Source organism: Gammaproteobacteria bacterium (genome assembly GCA_014075255.1).
GTDB lineage: Bacteria > Pseudomonadota > Gammaproteobacteria > UBA4575 > UBA4575 > JABDMD01.
In genome coordinates this window covers 781,734-807,085 of record CP046178.1, presented here as the reverse complement: position 1 = coordinate 807,085, position 25,352 = coordinate 781,734, and the positions used below count along the sequence as shown (strand labels likewise).

Genomic DNA, 25,352 nt, shown 5'->3' with positions numbered 1-25,352 from the left:
ATACTAAAGGAATTTGAAACATGTCTGAATTTGAAAATGTGTCGGTAGTTCGTGAGGCAAATATCTATTTTGATGGGAAAGTAACAAGCCGCTCAGTAGTCTTTCAAGATGGCTCCCTCAAAACATTGGGAATTATGCTGCCAGGTGAATATGAGTTTAATACAGATGATAAAGAGCAGATGGAGATTATTTCTGGAAAGTTAGGGGTTCTTTTGCCCAATAGTAAATGGAAAATGATACATGGCGGCGAAACTTTTGAAGTTCCAGCCAAATCAAAGTTTCAGCTGAAAATAGTTGAAACGACTGACTATTGCTGTAGCTTTATTCGGTAATAAAGAAGTATTTACACCTGAGAGGATGGTGAATTGTTCTATTATTTAGTGAAGAGAATTTCAGCACACTTTAGATAAATAGACTTGTGCTTATAATGAGTGAGTCTTGGATGATTGTGTTTGGCCAAAAGTAATTTAAAGGAACAAATTTATGCTCAATATAGAATCAGTCAATCATATTGGTATTCGAATAAAAGATAGAGTCAAATCTGTAAAATTTTATGAAAACTTAGGTTTTGAAGCATTAGTTGATTTTGGTTTCGACGATGGCCACCCAATCATCATGAAGCACCCAAGTGGTGTGGTGCTGAATTTATTAGGTCTTGCGACCACACAAAACCAAAATAACATTCTCATGGATGTTGATGAAAAGTACCCAGGCTATACACATATTGCATTGACAGTAAATTCACTCAATGTAGCTAAAGAATTTTTAAAAGAAAATAACATAGCAGAAACCGGTTCATTTAGTTTTAAAGGAATGTCAGCCGTTTTTATTCGTGATCCTGATAGTAATGTGATCGAGTTAGACGAATATGAAAAAGGTTCGGATCACCCATGAGCGGCCCATTTGTTTGAAAACAGATAATAAATTAAAGCGTCATCAACGTGAGCACAGCATTCAAAAATAATGCTAATTATAATTAATTAGCATTATAGTTATTTTTTTCAGAGAAATTTATATCAACTTTTTGCGTATATTTTCTGGATATTTGCTTTTTAGAAATTGCCATTGTTCCAGTTGAGCTTTAACTCCATAACGTGCACTAATCTGATTCCAAGCTTTAGCAGTGGTGTCCAGTGCAAGCTTGGGGGTTAAGGTGCTACGGTTCGCTAGATCAATATTTTCTTTTAGAATATCCCAATACTCACCTTGTCCAGTAAGGTAGAGATCAGGAATGCTGTTTTCCATACTAAATTTATGTGCGGCTAAAAATGGCTCAGAATAGGTTTCTTGAATTTCGCTATCTGAATAATGTTCACTGCGGAATGGATCAAAGTAACCATCAGCAAATTTAACTGCCTCTGTGGACATTTTGGGGCTGCATGCGAAAAGCGTAAATAAATAAGCAATTTCTGGTTCTTTTGTTAAGCTTGAAACTGTGTAGTTCCAACCCCAATTGAAATACGGCGTATGCAATAACTCGTTATTCACAATACCGCCAGGTGCGGGACCAAAAGCTAGATTATCTTTGATTTTAGACTTAGGTCCATTTAAATATTTTTGTGTGCCACCCCAGCCTATATTGCAAAACATATTACCTTCTGCAAAGGCTTCCCAGTTTTCAAATAACCCATTGGTCTTTGATTGAGGGTATAAATAGTTTGTTGTCTCAAGTAATTCAGTTAATGCTTCTACGCCAGCATCTGAATTAATCTGTGGCTGTAGTTTATTGTTAAATGGGTAATAACCTTTGGCATGAAAGCGTGTCCACCACTCCCATGCAATGTAATCTTTGTTTCTAAATAAAGCGCCACCGTACATATTTTCGTCAGGACGATGAAAGAATCTAGTCATCTGGTCAAGTTGTTCCCAGGTTTTAGGAACAGCTAATGGGTATCCATATTCTTTTTTAAAGTTATTTTGCTCTGTTTTGTCTTCTAACCATGCTTTATTATAAAACATAAGATAAGTATCGCCATCCGTTTGATACCCATAAAACTTATTTTTGTAGAAATCACCGGTTGGATAGAGCATGTCATGATAAAAATTTGTTGGTTCATAGCTATCCACAAATTCATCTAGGTCTCTTATAGAGCCAGCTTCAATTAAGTCAGGCAAACCAAAAGTTGCCGGAAGCGCTATATCAAAAGATATTTCATTAGACAGTGATTGCGCTAAAATTTTTGCATTGATTTCGTCTAGTGAAGATTCAATATAGTTAATACTAATATTCGTTAATTTAGAAAATATATCGCCTACTGGCTTAACATTACCTAAAGATCCTTGTGGTTGTAGTATAGAGAGAGTGACTGATTTTCCTTCGGTCAGCTTTTTTGCCTGCTTTATTATTTGTTCATCTAAATTGTTAAGTGTGAATTGAGCTTGATTAGGCTTTGCAAATAGTGAAGTGGCCGAGATTTGAGAGGCAATTGCAGCAGAACTAGCCTTTATCAATAATTTTCGTCGACTATTTGAAAATTGGTATTTCATATTATTTCCCTTAATTATTTGCATCTAATGCCGATATATAAAGCTAGAGGGTTATCTATTTAGTTCGTATTCATTTCAAAAGCATAATTTAAACTTTAGAAATATCACGAAAAAAGATATCTAAAATTATTTAATTTTTCCTAATGTTTGATGCAATGAAAATTACTAAAAAATTAGTACATTCTTTAACGGCATTTTTTATATTTTCTTTAATATGCTGTTAAGTAAGATGAAATCATTGGGAATAGGGCAAAAGCTCATTATATTTTTTTCCATAGGATTGTTTTTGCTTTTATTTGCGATGTTCAGCTCCAACTATATACTGCGCAATATAGATCAATCTAAAAATTCTTTAACAAATGCATCTATTCCTGCGCTAGTGGGAGTCAATGCTATGTCATTATATGCACATGATCTAATAGAGTTTTCTTTAAAAATGAGTGACTCAAAAACGATATATGAATTAAATAGTAATAAGGATAATTCATTTGAATCTATTTATTATTTGTATACAGAACTGAAGCAGTTAAATGATGTCTCTACTTTAAATAAAAGTTCTGATGAAATTGAAACTATTCTTGGCAAGCTAGAGAATAATTTGAATATTGAATATGAGATTTTAAATAAAAGTTTAAAAACTAAAGGTGAGTTCAGTCATGAATTGAAGATAATGAGAAGTGCGTTGGAGGGCATTGCACAATCTACAACTTTAATAAAGATAAATGTAAAAGATAAATTTACAGAGCAGATAACTGAATTACGGGAAAATAAAAATTTTGAAAACTTAGCACTCAATAGTATTACTAATATCGGTGTAATATCAGAGCTAATAGCGAGGACCGCGGAGCTGCGGAAAAATATGTTAACAATAGAGGGGGCGGATTCTAAGGATAAAATATTAGATATCGAGCAAGAATACGATCACGCATTAAGGGTGATTACCAGATCAGTAGTCAATTATAAAGGGCTAGATCTGCGTAAAGATATGGGGCCGCATATTCTAACGTTGATAAAATATGGACAAGACACACCAGATTTATTTGATGCTCGATTAAAATTAACAGAAACGTCAAGACAAGTATCAGCTTTACACAAAGAAAATAGTGCGCTTACCAAACAGCTTTACGAGGCAGTAAACTTATTATCTATTTCTGTAAAAGATAATACTGATAAAACTGCGTTAGCATTGAGTAAAACTATTTTAAATAGCCAGTATGCATTTTATGTCGTTGCTATTATTTCTATAATATTTTTCTTGCTAGTAGTATGGAAATTTGTTTATCAGGATATAATTATAAGACTAGCTAAATTGTCTATAGTCACTAAGAAGTTGTCTAGTGACAATTTAAATTTTGAAATTGATGAATCTGGTCAAGATGAATTTTCAAAATTTGCATCCACACTCAATATGCTTAGAAGTCTTATGCGTATGCGAAAGACGCTAAACGAAGAATTGAAAAAGAAAACAACATTATTGGAAAGGTCAAATGAAGACCTTAGCTTGTTTGCCTATATTGCGTCTCACGATTTACAAGAACCACTACGTGTTATAAGCAGTTACTCTCAACTACTTTCAAAAAGATATGCGGGTAATTTAGATGAAGATGCAGATAAATTTATTAATTATGTGGTTACCGGTTGTTCTAGGATGGAAGCATTAGTTGAGGGACTATTGACTTTCTCCAGGGTTGATACACAGGAAGGTGATGAGAAATCTATTTGGATTGAAGAGATATTGAAAGATATCAAGCAAGATTTAAGAATTAAAATAAATGAATCATTTGCTTTAATCACTTGGAGTGAAATGCCAAATATATATGCTGATCCCGTACAAATAAGAACTGTTCTCCTAAATATAATTAGTAATGCGATTAAATATAACCAGAGTAAACCTCCAAAAATACATATAAATGCAGAACAAGTAGGTGATTTTTGGAAATTTTATGTAGAGGATAATGGTATAGGGATTGATGAAAAATATTACGAAAAAGTATTTGTGATATTTAAACGTTTACATTCACGAGACAAATATACTGGCACCGGCATAGGCTTGTCAGTATGCAAGAAAATAATAGAACGCTACGGCGGTGAAATAAGTTTAAAATCTAATCCTGATGAAGGGACTATATTTATTTTTACCTTACCCATTGACGATAGGTATAGATTAGATAAAACAAATCAAATTGCGGCTTGATTATAACAATAGGAATTGAAATGAGAACAGAATCAGAAATAAGTTATCCGACTGTAAAGATACTTTTAGTAGAGGATAATCAAGCTCATGCAGATTTGGCTATTGAAGCCTTAAAAGCTGCTAAAGTACGAGTTTTGCTTAGTGTAGTGGAAACTGGTGAAGAAGCATTGGAATATCTGCATAAAGAAAATGATTTTTCCAATGCAACTAAGCCCGATCTTATATTATTAGATTTAAATTTGCCTGGTATTGACGGTAGAGAAGTCCTTGAAGTTATTAAAACCGATCCTTCATTGAAATGTATACCGGTAATCATTCTAACTACCTCAGATGCTGAAAAAGATATGCTCAGAACTTATAACGCGCATGCAAACTGTTATATAAAGAAACCTGTTGATTTCGATCAATTCCAGCAAGCTATACATAAGATGACGGACTTTTGGTTTACGTTAGTTAAAATACCTCAGACTAAGTGTGATGCGCTATCAGATGTATAGCTACTTGCTCTAATATCGCTAGGCAATAAAAGTTCTAAAAATCCAAATTGCGTAATTACTTATAATCTCGCGCGTTTTCAACAGTAAGCTACTGTATTTTAGCCATTTAATTCTTCTAAAGAGTTTAAGCGTATTGCCGATATAAGTTATTGAGCCGCTTTACTTTTTATCAAAATCAACCAACCTTAGGGATGATCTTATATTTATGTCAGGGATAAATGCCAATATGGAGAGTGTTCAGCCCAATCTGGAGAGTATTCACCTCGGACCAAAGACAGAAAATGATCTAAAAGTATTGGTTATAGACGACAATCCTGCTGACCGAGATCTATATAAACAGTACTTAATTGATGACTACAAACAAGGTTATGAGTTTTCAGAATTAGGGCTTGGGGAAGATGGCATAAAAGTATGTGAAACAGATGACTTTGATTGCATCTTATTAGATTACAACTTACCAGACCTAGATGGCGTTGAGTTCTTGAATTTAATGGATAAGCAAACAAAAACTCGAATTCCCGTAATCATGCTAACGGGTCAGGGTAACGAAACCATTGCAGCAGATGCATTACGTGCAGGTGCAACAGATTATTTGCCCAAACGTGTAGTTTCAACTGAGTCATTGAAAAGAACGATTGGTAATGCAGTTGAAAAATTTCATTTACGTAAAGCGATAGAAAAGCAAACTCATCGACTTGAAGAAAAAAACCGCGAGTTAACACGTAAGCACGATGAAATCCAAAGATTTTATCAAACTGTTTCGCATGAACTGAAAACTCCATTAACTTCAATAAAAGAATTTGCAAGCATAATGTTAGATGGTATATCAGGTGAGATTAATGATGATCAGAATGAATATTTACAAATTATAAAAGATAGCTGTATGCAAATGGCTAATGGTGTGAATGATTTGCTAGATGTGACTCGTCTAGAAACAGGAAAATTACGTGTCGAGCTAGAACCTAATGTTGTAGGTACGGTTATTGATAAAGTGATAGCAGCTATGACGGTAATTGCAAAATATAAGTCGATCGAACTAAGCGCGCATTTTGCGGATGACTTGCCAGACGTTTATATGGATCCAAATCGGGTTGAACAAATCTTAACGAATTTAATTAATAATGCGATTAAATTTACAGATCATAATGGGAAAGTTTACGTTACAGCAGAAACTGACTCCGAGAATTCAGAGTTTATTAAAATTACAGTATTTGATAATGGTTGTGGTATCTCTCCCGTAGATTTAAAAAGTATTTTTGAGCGACTATATCAGGTTACACCTGAGCAAAGTGCAAATGAAACCTCTACTAGTTTGGGTGGATTAGGGTTGGGGCTAAATATTTGTAGAGAGTTGGTAAATCTTCATGATGGAAAAATATCTGTTAATAGTCTTGTGGGTAAAGGAAGTGAATTCTCTTTTACTTTGCCAATTCACGATTCGGATACAGGTATGAATTCACTCATTCAGGAAGTAAATCTAGATACGTTAATACAGGAACAAGCAATATGAAAAAAGTAATGATCATTGAAGATGATAAAAAAATCGCTATGGCATTAAGTATTCGACTCAAGTCATGTGGCTATGAAGTAAAAGCTGCGCATGATGCAGTCGTTGCGGTATCTAGCGCTAAAACTTTTAAGCCTAATTTAATTTTATTAGATATATCTATGCCAGGAGGCGATGGTTTTTCTTTGGCAGAACGATTTAATAATTTGGTAGATACAGCAGGTATTCCTATAATTTTTGTAACTGCTAGTAAAAAAATAGGATTAAAAGAAAAAGCAATGGAAATGGGTGCTGCAGGATTTTTTGAGAAACCCTATGATGCAGATATGCTACTGACTAAAGTTAATAGCTTGGTTTAATAAAACTATTAATGCAGAAATACTTTGATAAAGGAGTATCAGAATGAAGCGGGTATTAGTAATAGAAGACGATAAACGTATTGCGAAGTCTTTAGAGATTCGCTTGCGTTCAATGGGGTATGAAACAGTTTTAGCATACGATGCAGTTATGGGCATAAAGTCAGCGGTTCAAAACAATCCTGATTTAGTCATTATGGATATTGCTATGCCTGGTGGTAACGGTTTGACCGTCGCGGAAACTATGCAGGAGCTGACCGCTACCCAAAGTACTCCGGTTATCTTTATCACTGCGAGCAAGAAAATTAGTCACCGAGAAAAAGCGCTTGAATTAGGCGCAGCCGGTTTCTTTGAGAAACCTTATGACACTGACCGTTTATTAGGGAAAGTCTCTCAGTTGGTTTGATAAGATATTCGTTCTACCTAGTATATTGGCTCAAATCTGCTAGCCATTTAATTGGTAAAAGTTACGGCATTGAAGAGGTGGTTGGAAAGTGTCGGCTAGAAATTCAAAATTATGTCGATTCAGGTGTTATGCCATCCCCAAATTATTTTTTACTAGCTGCAAACTACTTTAGGAAGAAAAGAAATTATGCGAATGAAGCCTCTATTTGTGAGTTATATGTTGAACTTATTCAAGAGTACTCAGAACTTAATAGACCTTTGGAAGAGAGATTAACCGTTAAGTTACAGAATATAACCAGTCAATTTGAAGCGCGCCTATATAAAATAAACTATAAGCAATTAGAAAACTACAGATTACATTTTAAGTAATTATCTATTCAAGCATCTTTTATATCTTTCTAAATTAATAATCATGAAAACTCAGCAAATTGATTCTACTCAAGTTAAATTGTGCAATATGATATTTATGGATGTCATTAAGGAAGTTATGAGTAACAAAGGCACGGTTGATTGGGAATCAGTGGAATTAGTCTCTGAAGATTCGCCTGAAGTGGGAGATGTAATGTATGCATTTGCTGAAAAAGATTCTAACCAAAAATATCGAATATTTTTCAAAAGATCATCTGTAGGGAAAAGAGGATTCGATTATGAATTATTTGAAAAAATTCAAATGAGCTGGAATAAAATTGCGGCAGATTTTAAGGATTTAACTTATTAAAATTAATTCATCTGCTTTTTAAAAATGCAGGTTAAGTGAATTGAGAGAAGATATTGATTAGTCTTCAATCGCCGAGATTGATTGTCGTTTTTCTTGGATAATAAGGATGCCCGCTAAAATAATTAATAATGCGCCTGATACCGTGAGTACGGTAATAATTTCATCCCAAAATACCCAGCCGATAATACCGGCAAATAGAATAGACGAATAGGTAAAGGGTGCAATTCTGCTCGCTGGCGCTAATGTATAGGCTTTGGTTAGGAATAACTGCCCAAAGGTACCAAAGGCACCTAATAGTATAAGTAGCCCCCATTCTTTACTGTTCGGGTTTTGCCAAAACCAAAACATTGGAATAGTGGCTATCACCAAACTGATAACTCCAAAATAAAAAACAATTCGGCTAGTGGGTTCAGTGTCTGACATTCGCCTTATGGTAACTTTTGCCAGTGCGGCAAGTGCGCCACCCATTAGACCTGCAAGCGAAGCAATGTGTATGGCCCCAGTTGGTTTTAAAACTAGTACTACACCGAGAAATCCAATCAATATCGCCATAATGGCACGTAAGGATATATATTCGCTTAACCAAACAAAGGCGATGATGGGTATAAATAAGGGTGCACTAATTTTTAATAACATGGCATCTGCAAGTGGTAATTCAGATAATGCATAGAAGAAGCAGTACATTGCTGAAACGCCAGATAAGGAACGCAAGAAGTGCCACTTTAGTTTTTTAGTCTTTAATGTTTTTACTCCGAGTTTGAAAATTAGGGGCGAGAGGACTAATAAGCCAAATAGATTTCTAAAAAACAAAACATTTTGACTAGGAAGATTTTCAGAAAGTAATTTAACTAACGAACCCATGCCTACAAAGCAAAGCTCTGCAATCATGGCAAAAAGACATCCAAGAATAATATTATTAGAACGCATTTTGTTTTTTTTTGAAACATAAAAAAGCCTTTGCAGTATATAACCGCAAGGGTTTTTATTGTTGGTGTAAAGAGTTTACGCAGCCAGCTGTCTAAGCACGTAATGGAGTATGCCACCATTTTATACAAGTAGACTTAATTGCTCACTCTAATGCACGCTATTGGCCGTAAGTAGCCATAAAGCAAAAAGATTCAACATGAAAGCATCATCCAAGATGCGACTCTTATTCGCACATCCATGTGCTCACTTTTAGCCGATAACCATTCTTTTGATAGGTTGAACGGATGGCTCACTACTGAGTTCTTTTTTGGGTGGCTCGAAATCAGTCAGCTTTATTCCCGTTACTGCATCTTTATACTCTTCAAGCGTTGGGAAGCGGCCGAGTATGGTTGATAGCACTACAAGTGGTGTTGAAGCTAATAATGATTCGCCTTTTTTGTCTTTAGCATCACCCACTACACGACCCTGGAAAAGTCGTGTTGATGTAGCAAGAACGGTATCACCTGGTTCTGCTTTTTCCTGATTACCCATACACAGGTTACAGCCAGGGCGCTCCAGGTATAGAACATTATCATACTTGGTGCGTGCGTCAGCTTTGGGGTTATCGTCGTCAAAAACAAAGCCAGAATATTTTTGTAAAACTTCCCAATCGCCTTCAGCCTTGAGTTCATCAACAATATTGTACGTCGGTGGGGCAACCACAAGTGGCGCATTATATTCTACCTTGCCTTGTTGCTTTTCTATGTTACGTAACATTTGCGCGATGATTTGCATATCGCCTTTATGAATCATGCAAGAACCAACAAAACCTAAGTCAACTGGCTTGTCTTTATAGAAAGAGAGTGGGCGGATGACATCATGCGTATAACGTTTGGAGATATCACTGTTTTCTATATCAGGGTCGGCTATCATCGGCTCGTCAATTTTATCCAGGTCGATGACGACTTCTGCATAGTACTTGGCATTGTTGTCAGGCGTTAAAGCAGGCTGTTTGCCAGATTTAATTCCTTCAATACGCTGGTCGGCTAGATTAATTAAACCCGTCAGAGTTTTCGCTGGGTTTTCCATGCCTTTGTCGATCATAACTTGTATGCGACTCTTTGCGATTTCCAGCGACTCAATTAATGTTTCGTCCTCAGAAATACAAATTGATGCCTTGGCTTTCATTTCTGCGGTCCAATCGGTAAAGGTGAAAGCCTGATCCGCAAGAAGGGTGCCGATATGAACTTCAATCACACGACTTTGGAATACATTTTCGCCGTTAAATTCTTCAAGCATTTGCAACTGTGTTGCATGCACAATATCGCGAAAGTCCATGTAACTTTTCATTTCACCTTTGAAGGTTACTTTAACGGAGTCAGGAATTGGCATGGTTGCTTCACCAGTAGCTAACGCTAATGCAACGGTGCCAGAGTCAGCGCCGAACGCAACGCCTTTTGACATGCGTGTGTGTGAATCACCACCTATGATAATGGCGCGGTCGTCTATTGTAATATCGTTAAGTACTTTATGAATCACATCTGTCATTGCATGGTAGACACCTTTAGGATCACGTGCTGTGACCAGACCAAAGTCGTTCATAAATTTCATCAGTTTTGGAATATTCGTTTGCGCTTTCTCATCCCATACTGAAGCAGTGTGACAACCGGATTGATAGGCACCGTCAACGCTTTGTGAGATCACCGTTGCAGCCATGGCTTCAAGTTCCTGCGAGGTCATTAAGCCGGTGGTATCTTGTGAACCCACAATGTTTACCTTAACGCGTACATCTGAGCCTGCATGCAAGTTATTTGTTGAGGTAACGCCAACTGCATTGCGATTAAATATTTTTTCTACCGCAGTGAGGCCTTGACCTTCGTTTGAAATTTCTTTTGATGGCGCAAATACCGATGTTGCTTCAACGCCAAGTGTTTTAGCAGCGAAGTTTTGCAGCTTCTTGCCGAATACAATTGCATACGAGCCACCGGCTTTCATAAATTCTACTTTCTGTGGTGTAAATGCTTTGGCAACATCAACCACTTCTTTGCCATCTTTGTAGAGCTTCTTCTCTTTTGTGTTAATGGTTAAAACCGTACCAGTATCCACCGAGAAGGTTTGTTCAAGAATGGGTTCTCCGTTTTCATCGAGAACAGAATTTCCGTCAGCGTCGACTTTTCTAACCCAGTTTTGGAGGTCAAGACCAATGCCACCGGTCACATCGACAGTAGTTAAAAAGATCGGTGAAATCCCATTCGTGCCTGCAACAGCAGGTGCAATGTTAACAAAGGGTACATATGGACTAGCGGGTGTGCCGGCCCAAAGAGCCACGTTGTTAACACCAGACATGCGCGACGATCCTACACCCATCGTTCCTTTCTCGGCGATGAGCATCACTCTTTTATCAGAGTGCTGTTTTTGTAAGTCGACAATTTCCTGTTGCGCCTCGGGTGTGATCATGCACTGGCCATGCAGTTCACGATCCGAGCGAGAGTGTGCTTGGTGTCCTGGCGAGAGTAAATCTGTAGAGATGTCACCCACACCAGCAACATAAGTTACGACCTGAATTTCTTCATCGATCTCGGGCAGCTGAGTAAAGAACTCTGCATTGGCATAGCTTTCAAGAAGCTCTTTTACGCGTGTATTACCAGCTTTGTATGCATTTTCGAGTCGTTCGGTATCGGCTTCATAAAGAAATACCTGTGTCTTTAACACCGCTACGGCAGGTTCCGCTACGTCATTGTTATCGTCGAGGGCGAGATCAAGCAACACTTCAACCGAAGGTCCACCCTTCATGTGCGATAGCAGTTCGAAGGCAAAATCAGGCGTTATTTCTTCGACAGATTCTTCACCCAGGATGATTTGCTTGAGAAATTTTGCTTTCACACCGGCCGCACTGGTGGTGCCCGGTAATGTGTTATAAATAAAATACTTGAGCGAGTCTGCACGATGTTCGTGGGCAGGATCTTTAATCTGTTCAATAATCTCTGCCAGTAAATCAGCGCTATCGATTGGCTTAGGGTGTAAACCAAGCTCCTTTTCTCGAAGCTCAATTTCTTTCAAATAATCAGCATACAAACTCATTTAGTTATAAAACCTCTCTATCGTGCAGGTTGGAAGCGAAGAATGACGAGTATTTTATCTAATTTCGCGTCCCAAGGGAGTGTGATTGTCGGACAAATTCGCTTTCAGAATAACTGCCTGTAAGTGGTAAATAGAGGTGGGAATAAGTGTTAATTAGCGCTAAATAGCTTGTTCCAGGACTAATAAATTATCCATAAGTGATTTTCGTCCTAGCAATAAGGTCCAGCGCTTACCATTAGCTTGTTTCCATAGTACGACTGCTCGAACTCCTGCTAAGAGCAATGCACGAATTTTGCTGGCATTTTGGTCCATCTTTAAATACACCGGATCACCCTCAATGATTACTTTAGGCCCCAGTGGACTAATATGCTCTCGGTAAAGCCCTCCTAGGTCTTCAGTGATATCATCTAAATTATCATCTATCGAATCGTATTGATTGCTGATGCGTTCAATCTGGCTACCAAGAGAAGAAACTGCTTTTGGATTTACTGCGAATTTAGAAGCAAGGTACATAAGATTAATTGCATAGCGTGTCCGTTCAATAGCATGTTTCTCGCTTTTATTTTGTAGTGCGGTTTTTAGTGTCTGAATGCCAAGCTGAAGATTATCGATTGAGCCATATACATCTATGTATTCATTAGCATCTAGTTTTAATATGCTTTCAATGGTTGGAACCATGCAGGAATGATTAGTATTACCCTCCCAAGCTATAGTCTGCACTAGTGCTAAAGACTGATATAAGCCAGCAAGTGCTATGGTTTGATCTTTAGATATAGTGAACACGTAACTTACAACCTGTTTAATTAAAACGCTTTTCAATAATAGCACCACCTAGACAATTATCGTCTTGATATAGCACAACACTTTGACCAGGAGTGATGGCCCATTGTGGTTCAGTGAAAGTAATCTCATAACCAGTATCGCTAGCTTGTTGGATAGAGCAGGCTTGATCGCTTTGACGGTATCGAGTTTTGGCTTTTAAGTTATCTAAAGAAGCAGGCGGCTTACCTGCAATCCAATGAAATTCTTGAGTTAGCAGTTTGGAGTGATATAAAGATTTATGTTCTCGTCCTTGCACAACATAAAGGTAGTTAGCGTCAATATTTTTTTCAGTAACATACCAAGGTTCTTCTGAATGCTCACGTTGACCGCCTATACCTAAGCCTTGGCGTTGGCCTATGGTGTAAAACATAACGCCTTCGTGTTTACCAATTACTTTGTCGTCTAATGTCCTTATTTCACCGTGTTGGGCAGGAATATAATTTTTCAAAAAATCTCTAAATTTACGTTCGCCAATAAAACATATTCCAGTACTATCTTTTTTGTCATAGGTATCTAAGCCATTCTGTTTGGCGATACTACGCACTTCAGATTTTTCTAACTTACCTATTGGGAAAAGCGTTTTTGATAGCTGTTGTTGATCCAAGGTATGTAAGAAATAGCTTTGATCTTTGTTTGAATCTAAACCTTTAAATAGCAATGCTTCGGATTCTGAGATATCGCAGTTTGCATAGTGCCCGGTGGCAATGTAATCCGCATCTAAATTAAGCGCATGATCTAAGAATGCGCGAAATTTAATTTCTTTATTGCAGATGATGTCTGGATTAGGGGTGCGGCCAGCTTTATATTCAGTTAAAAAATATTCGAATACACGATCCCAATACTCACTTGAGAAGTTGACGGTATGCAAAGGTATGCCAATTTGGTCGCAAATATTTTGGGCATCTGCTAAGTCAACTGATGCGGAACAGTATTCTTCGTCGTCGTCTTCTTCCCAGTTTTTCATAAACAAGCCTTCGACCTTAAGGTCTTGTTTCTGTAAAAGATGCGCTGAAACGGATGAATCTACACCACCTGACATGCCGACAATAATCTTATTTGTCATGAATGAAAGCTATGTTTGAAATTAGAGAAACTACCAATGTTGGTGAATGCTACGCATCATGTTCAAGTTTTGGCGTTTGCCAGTTAAGTAGTCCTTTAAACTTTCAGTAACTAACGTGCTTCTAATTCTGGTCTCGGGCAATGCAAGGATTTCATCTTTATGATGCCAGTTAGCATTCAAAATACCGTCGTCAAGTTCAGTAGAAACTTGTTGTTTGCTGCAATCTCCGCAGAATGTAAATCGTAAAAAGGTTTCATCTTTGCGTGGATGTTGCCACTGATAGATGCCGACTAGGGCGGTCGGGTAAAATTCCCAACCGGTTTCTTCAAGAGTTTCCCGTTTTGCGGCTTCTATGAGCGTTTCACCTGACTCCCAATGACCGGCGGGTTGATTGAGTACCGGAGTACCTTCGACCATTTCTTCCACCAATAGGAATTTTTCTTCACGTTCAATTACGGCTGCAACGGTTATATGAGGTTCCCATTTCATAAGTTTTTGTGTTTTTTTAAGTAGCTAACGTACGAAGCAAATATGTAAAATTCAATAAGGACTACACGCAATTAAATAAGTAAATACTAATTATTATTATATAATTCAATGATTTGAGTTTAATAGTTAATTAATATTATTGAAAAGACTTGAAACTCACTCTGTTTACCTCCATCTTACTCTGTAATACACAGTATCCTTCAGTAGGCCAAATGGTGCGTTTTAGATATTGTAACTAGGCTGCAATATAGTGCTGTATATAATATTAATCTAATAGCTTTACCTATCGAGTATGTCTGATCAAGAAGAAATTCGCCACGATGATGAGTTGGCTGTCCAAGAGGCGAAGCCTAAGATCAAACAACCGCCGATGTACAAAGTTGTTATATTGAATGATGATTACACTCCTATGGAATTTGTGGTACATATTCTAGAGAACTTTTTTAAGATGAATCGTGAAAAAGCTACCCGCATCATGTTGCACGTTCATACACGAGGTAAAGGCGTATGTGGTGTGTTTACACGCGATGTGGCGGAGACAAGAGTAGCCCAAGTTAATGACTATGCACGAATGAATAACCACCCATTACTTTGCGCCATGGAAGAGGCTTAAGTAGAAGTATTAAAGACAGGTACTTATGCTAAATAAAGAGCTGGAATTTACTCTCAACGTTGCCTTTAAAGAGGCGCGAGAAAAGCGGCATGAATTCATGACCGTAGAACACTTATTGCTTGCGCTCACGCAAAATCCTGCTGCAGCCGATGTGTTACGTGCATGTGGGGCCAACTTAACTAAACTTGCAGCCGAGCTTACAGAGTTTATCGGTGACAATACTCCCGTGTTACCTGAGGATGATGATCGCGATACACAGCCTACTTTAGGTTTTCAACGAGTGTTACAGCGCGCTGTATTCCATGTGCAATCTTCTGGAAAAAAAGAAGCTGAAGTATCGGGTGCTAATGTTTTAGTCGCTATATTCGGCGAACAAGAATCTCATGCAGTATATTTGTTGGGGCAACATGATGTTGCACGTTTAGATGTGGTTAATTTTATTGCTCACGGAATTTCAAAAGTACCGATGGAGCACGAGAGTGAGCTAACCGGTGATCCTGAGGTAGATTTAAACGGTGATGCACCCGCACCAAAGCCTCTAGAGCGCTTTGCGACAAATTTGAATGCGCGCGCAATGGAGGGAAAGATAGATCCTCTAATAGGTCGTGACAACGAAATTGAGCGTGTGGTGCAAATTCTATGTCGCCGCCGCAAAAATAACCCACTGTTGGTGGGTGAAGCAGGTGTGGGCAAGACTGCAATTGCAGAGGGCTTAGCTAAGAGAATTGTAGAAAAACAGGTTCCTGAAATCTTACAAGACAGCACGATCTATGCGTTAGATCTAGGTGGTTTAGTAGCAGGCACTAAATATCGTGGCGATTTTGAAAAGCGTCTTAAAGGCGTGTTGCATCAGTTAAAAGAAGAAGAGGGAGCGATCCTTTTTATTGATGAAATACATACTGTAATTGGTGCAGGTTCTGCGTCGGGTGGCGTGATGGATGCCTCAAACTTAATTAAACCAATGTTAAGTTCTGGTGAACTTAAATGTATCGGTTCTACTACGTATCAAGAGTTTCGTGGCGTATTTGAAAAAGATCGTGCCTTAGCGAGAAGATTTCAAAATATTGACGTGGATGAGCCAACGGTTGATGAGACTTTCCAAATCCTCAAAGGACTGCGTAGTCGCTTCGAGGAGCATCATGGCGTTAAATACTCTGATAAAGCATTAAAAACTGCTGCAGAGCTTGCGGATAAGTACATAAATGACCGGTTCATGCCCGATAAAGCAATAGATGTCATTGATGAGGCAGGGGCTAATATGAATCTTAAGCCTAAATCATCACGTAAGAAGACTATTTCAATTAAACAAATAGAAGATGTGGTATCTAAGATTGCCCGCATACCGCCGAAACACGTTAGTTCTAATGACACAACGGTGTTGAAGAATTTAGAGCGAGATTTGAAATTAGTAGTATTTGGTCAAGACGATGCAATTGGCACTTTGTCTACTGCAATTAAAATGTCACGTTCCGGAATTGGTAATGAAGAAAAACCAATTGGTTCATTCTTATTTGCTGGTCCAACAGGCGTTGGCAAGACCGAAGTTACCCGACAGCTATCGATGGTACTTGGCATTGAGCTATTACGCTTTGACATGTCGGAGTATATGGAGCGTCATACGGTTTCGCGTTTAATTGGTGCGCCACCAGGTTACGTAGGGTTTGATCAGGGCGGGTTGTTAACCGATGCGGTATTAAAAGCACCGCACTGTGTTTTATTATTAGACGAAATAGAGAAAGCACATCCTGATGTGTTCAATTTGTTACTACAAATTATGGATCACGGTACGTTGACCGACACCAATGGCAGAAAAGTTGATTTCCGCAATGTGATTTTAGTGATGACAACAAATGCAGGTGCTTCTGAAATGAGCCGCACTAGTGTTGGCTTTACTACACAAGACAATCAGTCAGATGGCACAGAAATTATTAAACGTACGTTTACGCCTGAGTTTAGAAATAGAATGGATGCAATTATTCAATTCTCACCGCTTAATCAGAAAACCATTATGCATGTGGTTGATAAGTTTATTTCTCAACTAGAAGCGCAATTAGAGTCTAAGAAAATTGAAATTCAAATTGAAGCTTCCGCAAAAGAGTGGATTGCAGAACGAGGTTATGATGTCAAAATGGGCGCGCGGCCAATGGAGCGCGTTATCCAAGAGCACATCAAGAAGCCGCTAGCCGAAGAAATATTGTTTGGCTGCTTAGAAAACGGTGGCAAGGTAGTAGTACGTGCTAGTGATGAGAACGAGTCAAAGAGTGTGCTTGAAATTGAGTATCTTGAAGTAGTAACAACTTAAATTCTTATAATTTTCATGGTTACTCATTTCCCTCGGAACGTAATTCTTCCTTTAGATAAGTCATAAGGTGTCATTTCAACTGTAACCTTGTCACCGGTCAAAATCTTAATATAGTGTTTACGCATACGCCCAGAAATATGGGCCGTTATGGTGTGACCATTTTCAAGCTCTACTCGAAACATGGTGTTTGGCAGGGTTTCCATTACAGTACCCTCCATTTCAATTTGGTCTTCCTTAGCCATACAGCTCCTACGCATATATAAGAAGTCGCACATTATGGGAGAAGAAAAAAATAAAACAAGCGATTTGATTTATGAGTACAATATCGCGTTTCAAAATACCCCATCTAATGTCTATTAATTACAAGCTTTATTAAATGAGTCACGCATATTTGTTTCCCGGTCAGGGCTCCCAATCTATTGGTATGCTAGCTGAGTTGGCTGGTGTATATCCCGAAGTTAAACAAACCTTTGAGCAGGGTTCTGAGATCCTACAGCAGGATTTGTGGTCATTGGTGTCTGCAGGGCCAGATGAGGAGCTTAATCGCACTGAAAATACACAACCTATAATGTTGTGTGCAAGTATCGCAGTTTGGAGAATTTGGGTTAAGCAGTTTTCTAACTCAGCAGAATTTGTCGCCGGACACAGTTTTGGCGAATACTCCGCTTTGGTGTGTGCAGGAGTGCTGGATTTCGAATCGGTAGTACCTCTGGCGCGTTTCCGTGGTGAGGTGATGCAAGAAGCTGTACCGGTAGGACAAGGTGCAATGGCTGCAGTGTTAGGCCTAGATAACGATAAACTCGCCGACGTCTGTTCACAAGTATCGCAAGGTGAAGTAGTAGAAGCCGTAAATTTTAATGCTCCTGGTCAAGTAGTCATTGCTGGAGACTCTGCAGCGGTATCAAGAGCGATAGATGCAGCTAAAGAAGCAGGCGCTAAACGCGCAGTAATCCTGCCTCTAAGTGTGCCATCACATAGCAGCTTAATGCAGTCAGCTGCCAATAAGTTGCGAGACTATCTCAGTGATATTACCTTTAACGTTTCTGATGTAAGTGTTATCCACAATGCTGATGTACAAGCACATGCAAGTGAGCAAGATATTAAAGATGCCTTATATCGACAGTTATTCAATCCTGTGCGTTGGGTAGAAACGATTCAACATATGGTTTCTCAGGATGTGCAGACTTTTATAGAGTTGGGTCCAGGTAAAGTGCTTACAGGTCTTAGTAAACGTATCGACAAAAGTGTGCCATGCTATGGCGTGTACGATATAAAAAGCTTGGAACAAGCCCTAGAAATTGTGCAAGGATAAGCGCCAGAAAGAATACAACAACAGGTATCTAAGTAATTATGGATAAAGTCGCACTGGTAACCGGAGCTAGCCGAGGGATAGGAAAAGCAATTCTACATACATTAGCAGCAGATGGTTATGTTGTTGTTGGCACTGCTACTACTGAAAATGGAGTGAAAAAGATTCAAGAGGAATTGAATTCAAAAGGATATGCAGGGTATGCCTTAGTGCTTGACGTTACGCAAGATGACTCTATTAAGTCATGCTTAGATAGTATTAAAGAAAAGTATAGTGCACCCACAATATTGATTAACAATGCGGGTATCACTAAGGATAATTTGCTGATGCGTATGAAAAATGATGAATGGAATGATGTTATTAATACCAATTTATCTTCTATGTATCGACTTTCTAAAGCTTGTTTGCGAGATATGATGAAAGCTAAAACCGGGCGTATCGTAAATATTTCCTCTGTGGTGGGTTCATCAGGAAATGCAGGTCAAACTAATTATGCAGCTGCAAAAGCCGGAATTTTCGGATTTTCAAAATCACTGGCTCAAGAAGTGGGTTCTCGCGGTATTACTGTAAATGCTATTGCACCAGGCTTTATCGAAACGGATATGACTGACGACCTTAATGAGGATCAACAAAAAGCTTTGATGGGTAAAATCCCTTTAGGCCGGATGGGGAATGTCAAAGATATAGCCGAAGCCGTTAAATTTTTGGTTTCTGACAGCGCTGGGTATATAACAGGGGAGACACTGCATATTAATGGAGGCCTATATATGGCCTAGAATATGTTAAATAAAAAACATATATTCACTTAAACTATATCGTCTAAATCTTTGTATCTAATCAATAAATTCTTTTAAGGCCTTGAAAACATACTAAGACTAATTTGGTCTTACGCCAGATTAGTGGTATTCATGATGATGGCAAGGTGATCACCTTTTCAATACAATAGCGAGCCGATTTAGAACGGTCTGAATTTTTTTGCAAATAAGGAAGCAATTTTATGAGCACAAACGAAGAGAGAGTTAAAAAGATCATTGTTGAGCAATTAGGTGTTAGTGAAGATGAAGTTAAAGAAAACGCATCTTTTGTTGACGATCTAGGTGCAGACTCTTTAGATACTGTTGAATTAGTAATGGCTTTGGAAGAGGAATTCGAATGCGAGATTCCTGATGAAGCGGCTGAGAAAATTACAACAGTAAAAGAAGCGATTGATTACGTTAATAATAATAAATAGCTATTAAGCTTATTTATTCATCAAGTAGTGTTGTTGCTATAGGTAACAAACTGCTTAATCATTTTTTAGTTATCTAATACAAAGTAAATTTTATGTCTCGTAGACGTGTAGTCGTAACCGGTTTGGGGATTGTGTCCCCAGTCGGATCAACCATTGAAAAAGCTTGGGGAAATATCACTGCTGGCAAAAGCGGTATTTCTAAAATAGATTGTTTTGATGCAAGTGCATTTTCAGTACAAATTGCTGGGCAAACTCGAGATTTTGTTGTTGATGATTATTTGTCTAAAAAGGATCAGCGTAAGATGGATCCTTTTATTCATTATGGAATTGGTGCAGGCATTCAAGCTGTAGAAGATTCGGGTTTTGAAGTAACCGAGGAAAATGCTGATCGTATTGGTGTGGCTATTGGTAGTGGTATTGGTGGTTTGCCTGGCATTGAGAAAAGTAACGAAGCTTATCTTAAGGGTGGCCCAAAAAAGATTTCACCATTTTTTGTGCCGAGTAATATTATTAATATGGTTTCAGGTAACTTATCTATTATGAAGGGTTACCGTGGTCCAAATATTTCAATTGTTTCTGCTTGTACAACAGGAACACATAATATCGGTGATGCTGCAAGAATGATTATGTATGGTGATGCCGACATTATGGTTGCAGGCGGGGCAGAAATGGCAACCTGCCCATTAGGAATTGGTGGTTTCGCAGCAGCAAGAGCACTCTGTTCTTCGCATAACGATAATCCAGAAGGCGCAAGCCGCCCATTCGACCTTGATCGAAATGGTTTCGTTCTAGGAGACGGCGCAGGTGTTATCGTATTAGAAGAATACGAAACTGCAAAAGCGCGTTCAGCTAATATTTATTGTGAACTGGCTGGTTACGGTATGAGTAGTGATGCGTATCATATGACTTCTCCAGCGGAAGGTGGAAGTGGCGGTGCAAAATGCATGCAAAATGCATTAGCGGATGCTGGAGTAAATGCAAGCGATGTGGATTATATCAATGCACATGGAACCTCGACACCGGCGGGTGATGTAGCTGAAACGCAAGGAATTAAAAGCACCTATGGCAAGCATGCAAATAAACTAGCAGTAAGCTCGACCAAATCTATGACCGGCCACTTGCTGGGTGCTGCAGGTGGTGTTGAAGCTGTATTTAGTATACTTGGTTTATACCACGGTATATTGCCGCCAACGATAAATTACGACACACCAGATCCTAAGTGTGATCTTGATTATGTGCCAAACGAAGCGCGTGATAAGCAAATCAATGTGGCGCTCTCTAATTCATTTGGTTTCGGTGGCACTAATGGCACCGTTGTGATGAAAAAAGTTTAACGCTCTTCATTAATGTATTTGATCATCGCGACATGATCCAAATACGCAAACAATAGAATGCAGAATCCTGAAGTCATCATAAATGGCATCCAGGGCGATCAGCTCTCGAGTATGGATCGAGGCTTGCTATATGGTGACGGCGTATTTGAGACCATCGCGGTTAGGCAAGGTGAACTTCAATACTGGGATGATCATCTAGATAGGCTTCTGCGAGGTTGCAAGACGCTCGGATTGCAAGGCTTAGATTTCTCTTTGCTTAAAAAAGAAGTACAACAAGTTCTTGATTTAGAGTCTACTTCAAAGTGTGTGATCAAAATAATTATCACTCGTGGCGTAGGTGGAAGAGGGTATAAGCCTACGGTACAAGAGCTGAGCCGCATTGTGCAAAAGTTTCCTTGGCCTGATTATCCAGAAACTTTTACTGAAAAAGGTGTGAAGGTTACGCAATGCGATTTCCGTTTATCTAAACAAAGTAAACTTTCTCAAATCAAACATTTGAATCGCCTTGAGCAGATACTTGCGCGTAGCGAGTGGGAAGATGATTATCAAGAAGGTTTAGTATGCGATGAAGATGATAATGTTATTGAAGCTACTTCCAGCAACGTGTTTTTCCAAATTAACGATACACTTGTTACGCCTACTTTAGATCGGCGTGGTGTAGCTGGAGTGATGCGTAAAAAAGTAATCGAATATTGTCGTGCAAACAATGTAAATGTGGATGTTCGTGATTTCAAACAATCTGAAATTAGCCAAATTCAAGCTATGTTCTTATGTAACAGTATAAATGCTATTTGGCCGGTACGAAGTTATTGTGAGCGTAAGCTAAGCAAAACCGCTATAATCAACCAGCTTATAGCAGTATTTAATAGCTAGGATATCTTGCGTGAAAACCTATACACGTATCATTAGTTCACTGTTCATTATATTGACCATCGTAGTTACGATGCTGTCTATCTATTTTAAAGATTATGCCAATAAGCCATTGTCTTCTAGTGGTAAAGAAGTGCAGCTCGTTATCGAGCCGGGAATGCATTTTCGACAAATTACTCAGCAGTTGGTCGAGCGTGGTTTAGTGGCCGAAAAATTGCCATGGAAAATATTTGGTCGGCTCAGTGGTGCAAGCAATTCAATTAAGGCAGGTGAGTACACACTTAGAGCTAACTTAAGTCCTGTGCAGTTGCTTAATAAACTTATCAAAGGTGAAACCATTCAGTTTGGCTTAACCGTTATTGAGGGTTGGACGTTTAAGCAGCTTTGGGAAGAAGTTAATAAGCATGAAAAAATTAAGCAAACGGCGGCTACTCGAGATGAATTATTAGAATTGTTAGAGTTAAACCAACATCCAGAAGGTTGGTTTTATCCAGATACCTATCATTTTCCGGCAGGTACTTCGAATGTGGAGTTTTTTCAACGTGCTCATGACTATATGGAGAAAGTATTGGAAGAAGAATGGTCTAATCGTCCCAAAGATACTCCGCTGCAATCTGCTGAAGAGGCATTAACCTTGGCGTCTATTATTGAAAAAGAAACCAGTGTTGATGATGAGCGTAATCTTGTTGCGGCTGTATTTATAACTCGCTTAAAACGTGGCATGCGTTTGCAAACTGATCCAACGGTTATCTATGGTATGGGCGATGCTTATGATGGCAATATACGGCGTAAAGATTTAAAAGCAGATACGCCATACAACACCTATGTGCATAAAGGTTTGCCACCTACACCTATTGCATTGCCGGGTCGTGCGTCTATAGCCGCTGCACTGCATCCTGCAGATACTGAGGTGTTGTTCTTTGTTTCTAAAGGCGATGGCACTCACCATTTTTCAAAAACATATGATGAGCATCGGGAAGCGGTAATAAAATATCAACTGGGTGGGAAAAAAGATAAATATCAAGCTGATCATAAAAGCGAATAAGCGTTTATATATTCAGAACGATTATGGGCAATGATGCAGAGAAAATGTACCAAGCGAAGTTTATTACTTTCGAAGGTACAGAAGGCGTTGGAAAAACTACGCAAATTCAGCTTTTAGAAAAATATTTAAAGACTAAAAATATAGCCTGTCTAGTCACGCGTGAACCAGGAGGCACTACACTTGGCGAACGTGTACGAGAATTACTTCTTAATAATGATGGCACTGACATAGACCCAATGGCAGAGTTGTTATTGATGTTTGCTGCGCGTGCTCAACATCTTAAAGAAATAATTTATCCTGCGTTAAAAAACAACACGTGGGTGTTATGCGATCGTTTTACAGATGCTAGCTATGCATACCAAGGTGGAGGGCGAGGTGTAGCTTTTTCTGCAATCAAAAATATAGAATCCACAGTGCAGGAGCAATTTCGGCCTGATTTGACGGTACTGTTATCAGGCGATATTCAAGGAGGTATGCAAAGAGTGTCTCAACGTGGAGAAAAAGATCGTTTCGAATTGGAAAAACGCGAATTTTTCGAACGTGTGCGGAATAGTTATTTAAAATTTGCAAAGACTAATCCTGAGAGATTTTCTGTAGTGGATGCTGATCAAACAATTAATGAGACAGCATTAGCTATTCAAGCTGTTATGAAACAACGTTTTGCGGGATTGATTGCCTAGTAAAAAGGTTGATGTGCGTATGATATTCCCATGGCAAACTGATATCTGGCATCAAGCCTCTCGTTATTTAAAAGATAATAGGCTTACACATGCGGTATTGTTATCCGGACCTGAGTCGATAGGTAAGTTAGAGTTTTGTTTGGCATTTATCCAGCGACTAAACTGTACTAATCCAACCTTAGATGATCATGCTTGTGGTGAATGCAAAGATTGCCATCTATTTACTGTTAGAACTCATCCTGACATTCGTATGATTAATGTTGACGAAGACACCGGTCAAGATAAAAAGTCACAAAATAAAATAGAACAAGTAAAGGTTGATGATATACGGGATATCAATCAATTCATGACGTTAAGTCGTCAACAGGGTGCGTATAAAATTGTCTGCATTAACTATGCAGAAACCATGAATATAAATGCTGCCAATGCATTGTTGAAAACTCTTGAAGAACCACCGCAAAATTCTATTTTGTTTCTGATTAGTCACCGAGCTGATACATTGCTACCGACCCTTAAAAGCCGCTGTCAGACATGGAAATTTAAACTTCCAGATGAGAAGCAGAGTCTAAATTGGTTAGTACAACAACAATCGCATGATCATTGGCAGGCGCTTCTTAAAGTGGCTGGAAATAGGCCCTTATTAGCCCTTGAGCTATACAGTTCAGGGTTAGGGGAAAACAGGACGGACTACTACAAGGATTTGGGGCATTTTCTATCAGGCAAGACCCATGTAAGCAAGGTCTCAGCGAAACACCAGGATGAGCCGTTAGAGAGGTTAGTGTGCTGGCAGCAAGCTTGGTGTGCAGATCTGATTCGATGCCATTATGAGAAAGAGCCGGTGACCCTTGAAAATCCGGACATTCGTCGGAGCTTGCATAGTCTAGAGGGCCGAGTAGACTTACATTCGTTATTCAACTTTATGGACAAACTTATTGAATTGCGTAGATTTTCTAGCGCACCACTCAATAAGAGATTGTTCATCGAAGACATGCTCATTCGATGTCAGGAAATGCTAGAACATCCGGTATAAAGCAGAAAATATATAAGATTTATTATGGCAGAAGGCAGCAGAGGCATACTATCGCTAGCAATCAAAGACAAAGGCTCTTTGTACGCGGCGTACATCCCATTTATTAAAAATGGTGGCCTATTTATTCCCACCAATAAGGCATATAAGCTGGATGATGAAGTATTCATGTTGCTTACCTTAATGGAAGACACTGAGCGACTTCCTGTCGCCGGTAATGTTGTGTGGATTACACCTCCTAACGCTCAAGGTAATCGTACTGCAGGAATCGGAGTTCAATTTAGTAACCAGGATAATGGTCAGACCCGAAATAAGATTGAAGGCCTACTTGCTGGTGCGCTTCAGGCGGATCGACCTACCCATACAATGTAGTTGCGTAGGATTGCGCATGTTTTGGAATTGTTATCTCATAGAGT

Annotated in this window: 26 protein-coding genes; 19 read left to right on the top strand and 7 right to left on the bottom strand. The window is 38.8% G+C overall.

The window, feature by feature from the left end:
* The first annotated feature begins 20 nt into the window (after nucleotides 1-20).
* Together GKR92_04125 and GKR92_04120 are read left to right on the top strand one after the other, a co-directional pair.
* The gene (locus GKR92_04125) at nucleotides 21-332 is read left to right on the top strand and encodes a DUF1255 family protein (GenBank protein ID QMU60925.1); all 312 of its coding nucleotides are present in this window, start codon (nucleotides 21-23) and stop codon (nucleotides 330-332) included.
* Nucleotides 333-483: 151 nt separating this feature from the next.
* Nucleotides 484-894: a VOC family protein gene (locus GKR92_04120; GenBank protein ID QMU60924.1), complete on the top strand. Its 411-nt coding sequence runs from the start codon at nucleotides 484-486 to the stop codon at nucleotides 892-894.
* A gap of 117 nt (nucleotides 895-1,011) precedes the next feature.
* Here the strand turns inward: GKR92_04120 and GKR92_04115 are convergent, their stop codons facing one another.
* The gene (locus tag GKR92_04115) at nucleotides 1,012-2,511 is read right to left on the bottom strand and encodes an extracellular solute-binding protein (protein ID QMU60923.1); all 1,500 of its coding nucleotides are present in this window, start codon (nucleotides 2,509-2,511) and stop codon (nucleotides 1,012-1,014) included.
* A 190-nt stretch (nucleotides 2,512-2,701) separates the two neighbouring features.
* Between GKR92_04115 and GKR92_04110 the strand changes: the two genes are divergently transcribed.
* The 6 genes from GKR92_04110 to GKR92_04085 all read left to right on the top strand — a co-directional run bounded on the left by GKR92_04110 (nucleotide 2,702) and on the right by GKR92_04085 (nucleotide 8,164).
* Nucleotides 2,702-4,681, top strand: coding sequence for a hypothetical protein (locus GKR92_04110; GenBank protein QMU60922.1), 1,980 nt, complete (start codon nucleotides 2,702-2,704; stop codon nucleotides 4,679-4,681).
* A 20-nt stretch (nucleotides 4,682-4,701) separates the two neighbouring features.
* Complete coding sequence (locus tag GKR92_04105) at nucleotides 4,702-5,178, top strand: response regulator (GenBank protein QMU60921.1); 477 nt, start codon at nucleotides 4,702-4,704, stop codon at nucleotides 5,176-5,178.
* Nucleotides 5,179-5,383: 205 nt separating this feature from the next.
* The gene (locus GKR92_04100) at nucleotides 5,384-6,688 is read left to right on the top strand and encodes a response regulator (GenBank protein QMU60920.1); all 1,305 of its coding nucleotides are present in this window, start codon (nucleotides 5,384-5,386) and stop codon (nucleotides 6,686-6,688) included.
* Nucleotides 6,685-7,044, top strand: a complete 360-nt coding sequence (locus GKR92_04095; GenBank protein ID QMU60919.1) for a response regulator — start codon at nucleotides 6,685-6,687, stop codon at nucleotides 7,042-7,044. Before GKR92_04100 ends, GKR92_04095 begins: the two co-directional genes overlap by 4 nt.
* 43 nt (nucleotides 7,045-7,087) lie before the next feature.
* A complete protein-coding gene (locus GKR92_04090) occupies nucleotides 7,088-7,447 on the top strand; it encodes a response regulator (protein ID QMU60918.1) in 360 nt (119 codons plus the stop codon).
* A gap of 411 nt (nucleotides 7,448-7,858) precedes the next feature.
* On the top strand, nucleotides 7,859-8,164 hold the full coding sequence (locus GKR92_04085; protein QMU60917.1) for a hypothetical protein: 306 nt from the start codon (nucleotides 7,859-7,861) through the stop codon (nucleotides 8,162-8,164).
* Between the two features lie 57 nt (nucleotides 8,165-8,221).
* On the opposite strand, the gene GKR92_04080 is transcribed toward GKR92_04085, so the two are convergent.
* The 5 genes from GKR92_04080 to GKR92_04060 form a co-directional block, all read right to left on the bottom strand.
* Nucleotides 8,222-9,091: an EamA family transporter gene (locus GKR92_04080; protein QMU60916.1), complete on the bottom strand. Its 870-nt coding sequence runs from the start codon at nucleotides 9,089-9,091 to the stop codon at nucleotides 8,222-8,224.
* 249 nt (nucleotides 9,092-9,340) lie between these two features.
* Nucleotides 9,341-12,151, bottom strand: coding sequence for a bifunctional aconitate hydratase 2/2-methylisocitrate dehydratase (locus tag GKR92_04075; GenBank protein ID QMU60915.1), 2,811 nt, complete (start codon nucleotides 12,149-12,151; stop codon nucleotides 9,341-9,343).
* Between the two features lie 159 nt (nucleotides 12,152-12,310).
* Nucleotides 12,311-12,982 (bottom strand): high frequency lysogenization protein HflD, encoded by a 672-nt coding sequence (gene hflD / locus GKR92_04070; GenBank protein QMU60914.1) that lies wholly within the window; start codon nucleotides 12,980-12,982, stop codon nucleotides 12,311-12,313.
* Nucleotides 12,951-14,036 carry a tRNA 2-thiouridine(34) synthase MnmA gene (mnmA, locus tag GKR92_04065; protein ID QMU60913.1) on the bottom strand — a complete coding sequence of 362 codons (1,086 nt, stop codon included), beginning with the start codon at nucleotides 14,034-14,036 and terminating at the stop codon, nucleotides 12,951-12,953. Before mnmA ends, hflD begins: the two co-directional genes overlap by 32 nt.
* Nucleotides 14,037-14,066: 30 nt before the next feature.
* Entirely contained in the window at nucleotides 14,067-14,525 is a 459-nt protein-coding gene (locus tag GKR92_04060; GenBank protein ID QMU60912.1) for an NUDIX domain-containing protein, read from the bottom strand.
* Nucleotides 14,526-14,817: 292 nt separating this feature from the next.
* Between GKR92_04060 and clpS the strand changes: the two genes are divergently transcribed.
* Nucleotides 14,818-15,138: an ATP-dependent Clp protease adapter ClpS gene (gene clpS, locus GKR92_04055; protein QMU60911.1), complete on the top strand. Its 321-nt coding sequence runs from the start codon at nucleotides 14,818-14,820 to the stop codon at nucleotides 15,136-15,138.
* A gap of 25 nt (nucleotides 15,139-15,163) precedes the next feature.
* The gene (clpA, locus tag GKR92_04050; GenBank protein ID QMU60910.1) at nucleotides 15,164-17,440 is read left to right on the top strand and encodes an ATP-dependent Clp protease ATP-binding subunit ClpA; all 2,277 of its coding nucleotides are present in this window, start codon (nucleotides 15,164-15,166) and stop codon (nucleotides 17,438-17,440) included.
* 23 nt (nucleotides 17,441-17,463) lie between these two features.
* Here the strand turns inward: clpA and infA are convergent, their stop codons facing one another.
* Nucleotides 17,464-17,682 (bottom strand): translation initiation factor IF-1, encoded by a 219-nt coding sequence (infA, locus tag GKR92_04045; GenBank protein ID QMU60909.1) that lies wholly within the window; start codon nucleotides 17,680-17,682, stop codon nucleotides 17,464-17,466.
* 134 nt (nucleotides 17,683-17,816) lie between these two features.
* On the opposite strand from infA, the gene fabD reads away from it, so the two are divergent.
* The 9 genes from fabD (at nucleotide 17,817) to GKR92_04000 (ending at nucleotide 25,308) form a co-directional block, all read left to right on the top strand.
* Nucleotides 17,817-18,752 carry an ACP S-malonyltransferase gene (gene fabD, locus GKR92_04040; GenBank protein ID QMU60908.1) on the top strand — a complete coding sequence of 312 codons (936 nt, stop codon included), beginning with the start codon at nucleotides 17,817-17,819 and terminating at the stop codon, nucleotides 18,750-18,752.
* Between the two features lie 38 nt (nucleotides 18,753-18,790).
* On the top strand, nucleotides 18,791-19,525 hold the full coding sequence (gene fabG, locus GKR92_04035) for a 3-oxoacyl-ACP reductase FabG (protein ID QMU60907.1): 735 nt from the start codon (nucleotides 18,791-18,793) through the stop codon (nucleotides 19,523-19,525).
* Between the two features lie 221 nt (nucleotides 19,526-19,746).
* Nucleotides 19,747-19,980, top strand: coding sequence for an acyl carrier protein (acpP, locus tag GKR92_04030; protein QMU60906.1), 234 nt, complete (start codon nucleotides 19,747-19,749; stop codon nucleotides 19,978-19,980).
* Between the two features lie 92 nt (nucleotides 19,981-20,072).
* The gene (gene fabF, locus GKR92_04025; GenBank protein ID QMU60905.1) at nucleotides 20,073-21,314 is read left to right on the top strand and encodes a beta-ketoacyl-ACP synthase II; all 1,242 of its coding nucleotides are present in this window, start codon (nucleotides 20,073-20,075) and stop codon (nucleotides 21,312-21,314) included.
* 57 nt (nucleotides 21,315-21,371) lie between these two features.
* Nucleotides 21,372-22,187 (top strand): aminodeoxychorismate lyase, encoded by an 816-nt coding sequence (gene pabC, locus GKR92_04020; GenBank protein QMU60904.1) that lies wholly within the window; start codon nucleotides 21,372-21,374, stop codon nucleotides 22,185-22,187.
* A 10-nt stretch (nucleotides 22,188-22,197) separates the two neighbouring features.
* Nucleotides 22,198-23,229 (top strand): endolytic transglycosylase MltG, encoded by a 1,032-nt coding sequence (mltG, locus tag GKR92_04015; GenBank protein QMU60903.1) that lies wholly within the window; start codon nucleotides 22,198-22,200, stop codon nucleotides 23,227-23,229.
* A gap of 44 nt (nucleotides 23,230-23,273) precedes the next feature.
* Nucleotides 23,274-23,909 (top strand): dTMP kinase, encoded by a 636-nt coding sequence (locus tag GKR92_04010; GenBank protein ID QMU62706.1) that lies wholly within the window; start codon nucleotides 23,274-23,276, stop codon nucleotides 23,907-23,909.
* A complete protein-coding gene (gene holB, locus GKR92_04005; protein ID QMU60902.1) occupies nucleotides 23,902-24,939 on the top strand; it encodes a DNA polymerase III subunit delta' in 1,038 nt (345 codons plus the stop codon). The genes GKR92_04010 and holB overlap by 8 nt, the downstream gene beginning before the upstream one ends.
* Nucleotides 24,940-24,963: 24 nt before the next feature.
* Nucleotides 24,964-25,308: a pilus assembly protein PilZ gene (locus GKR92_04000; GenBank protein ID QMU60901.1), complete on the top strand. Its 345-nt coding sequence runs from the start codon at nucleotides 24,964-24,966 to the stop codon at nucleotides 25,306-25,308.
* Nucleotides 25,309-25,352 lie beyond the last annotated feature (44 nt).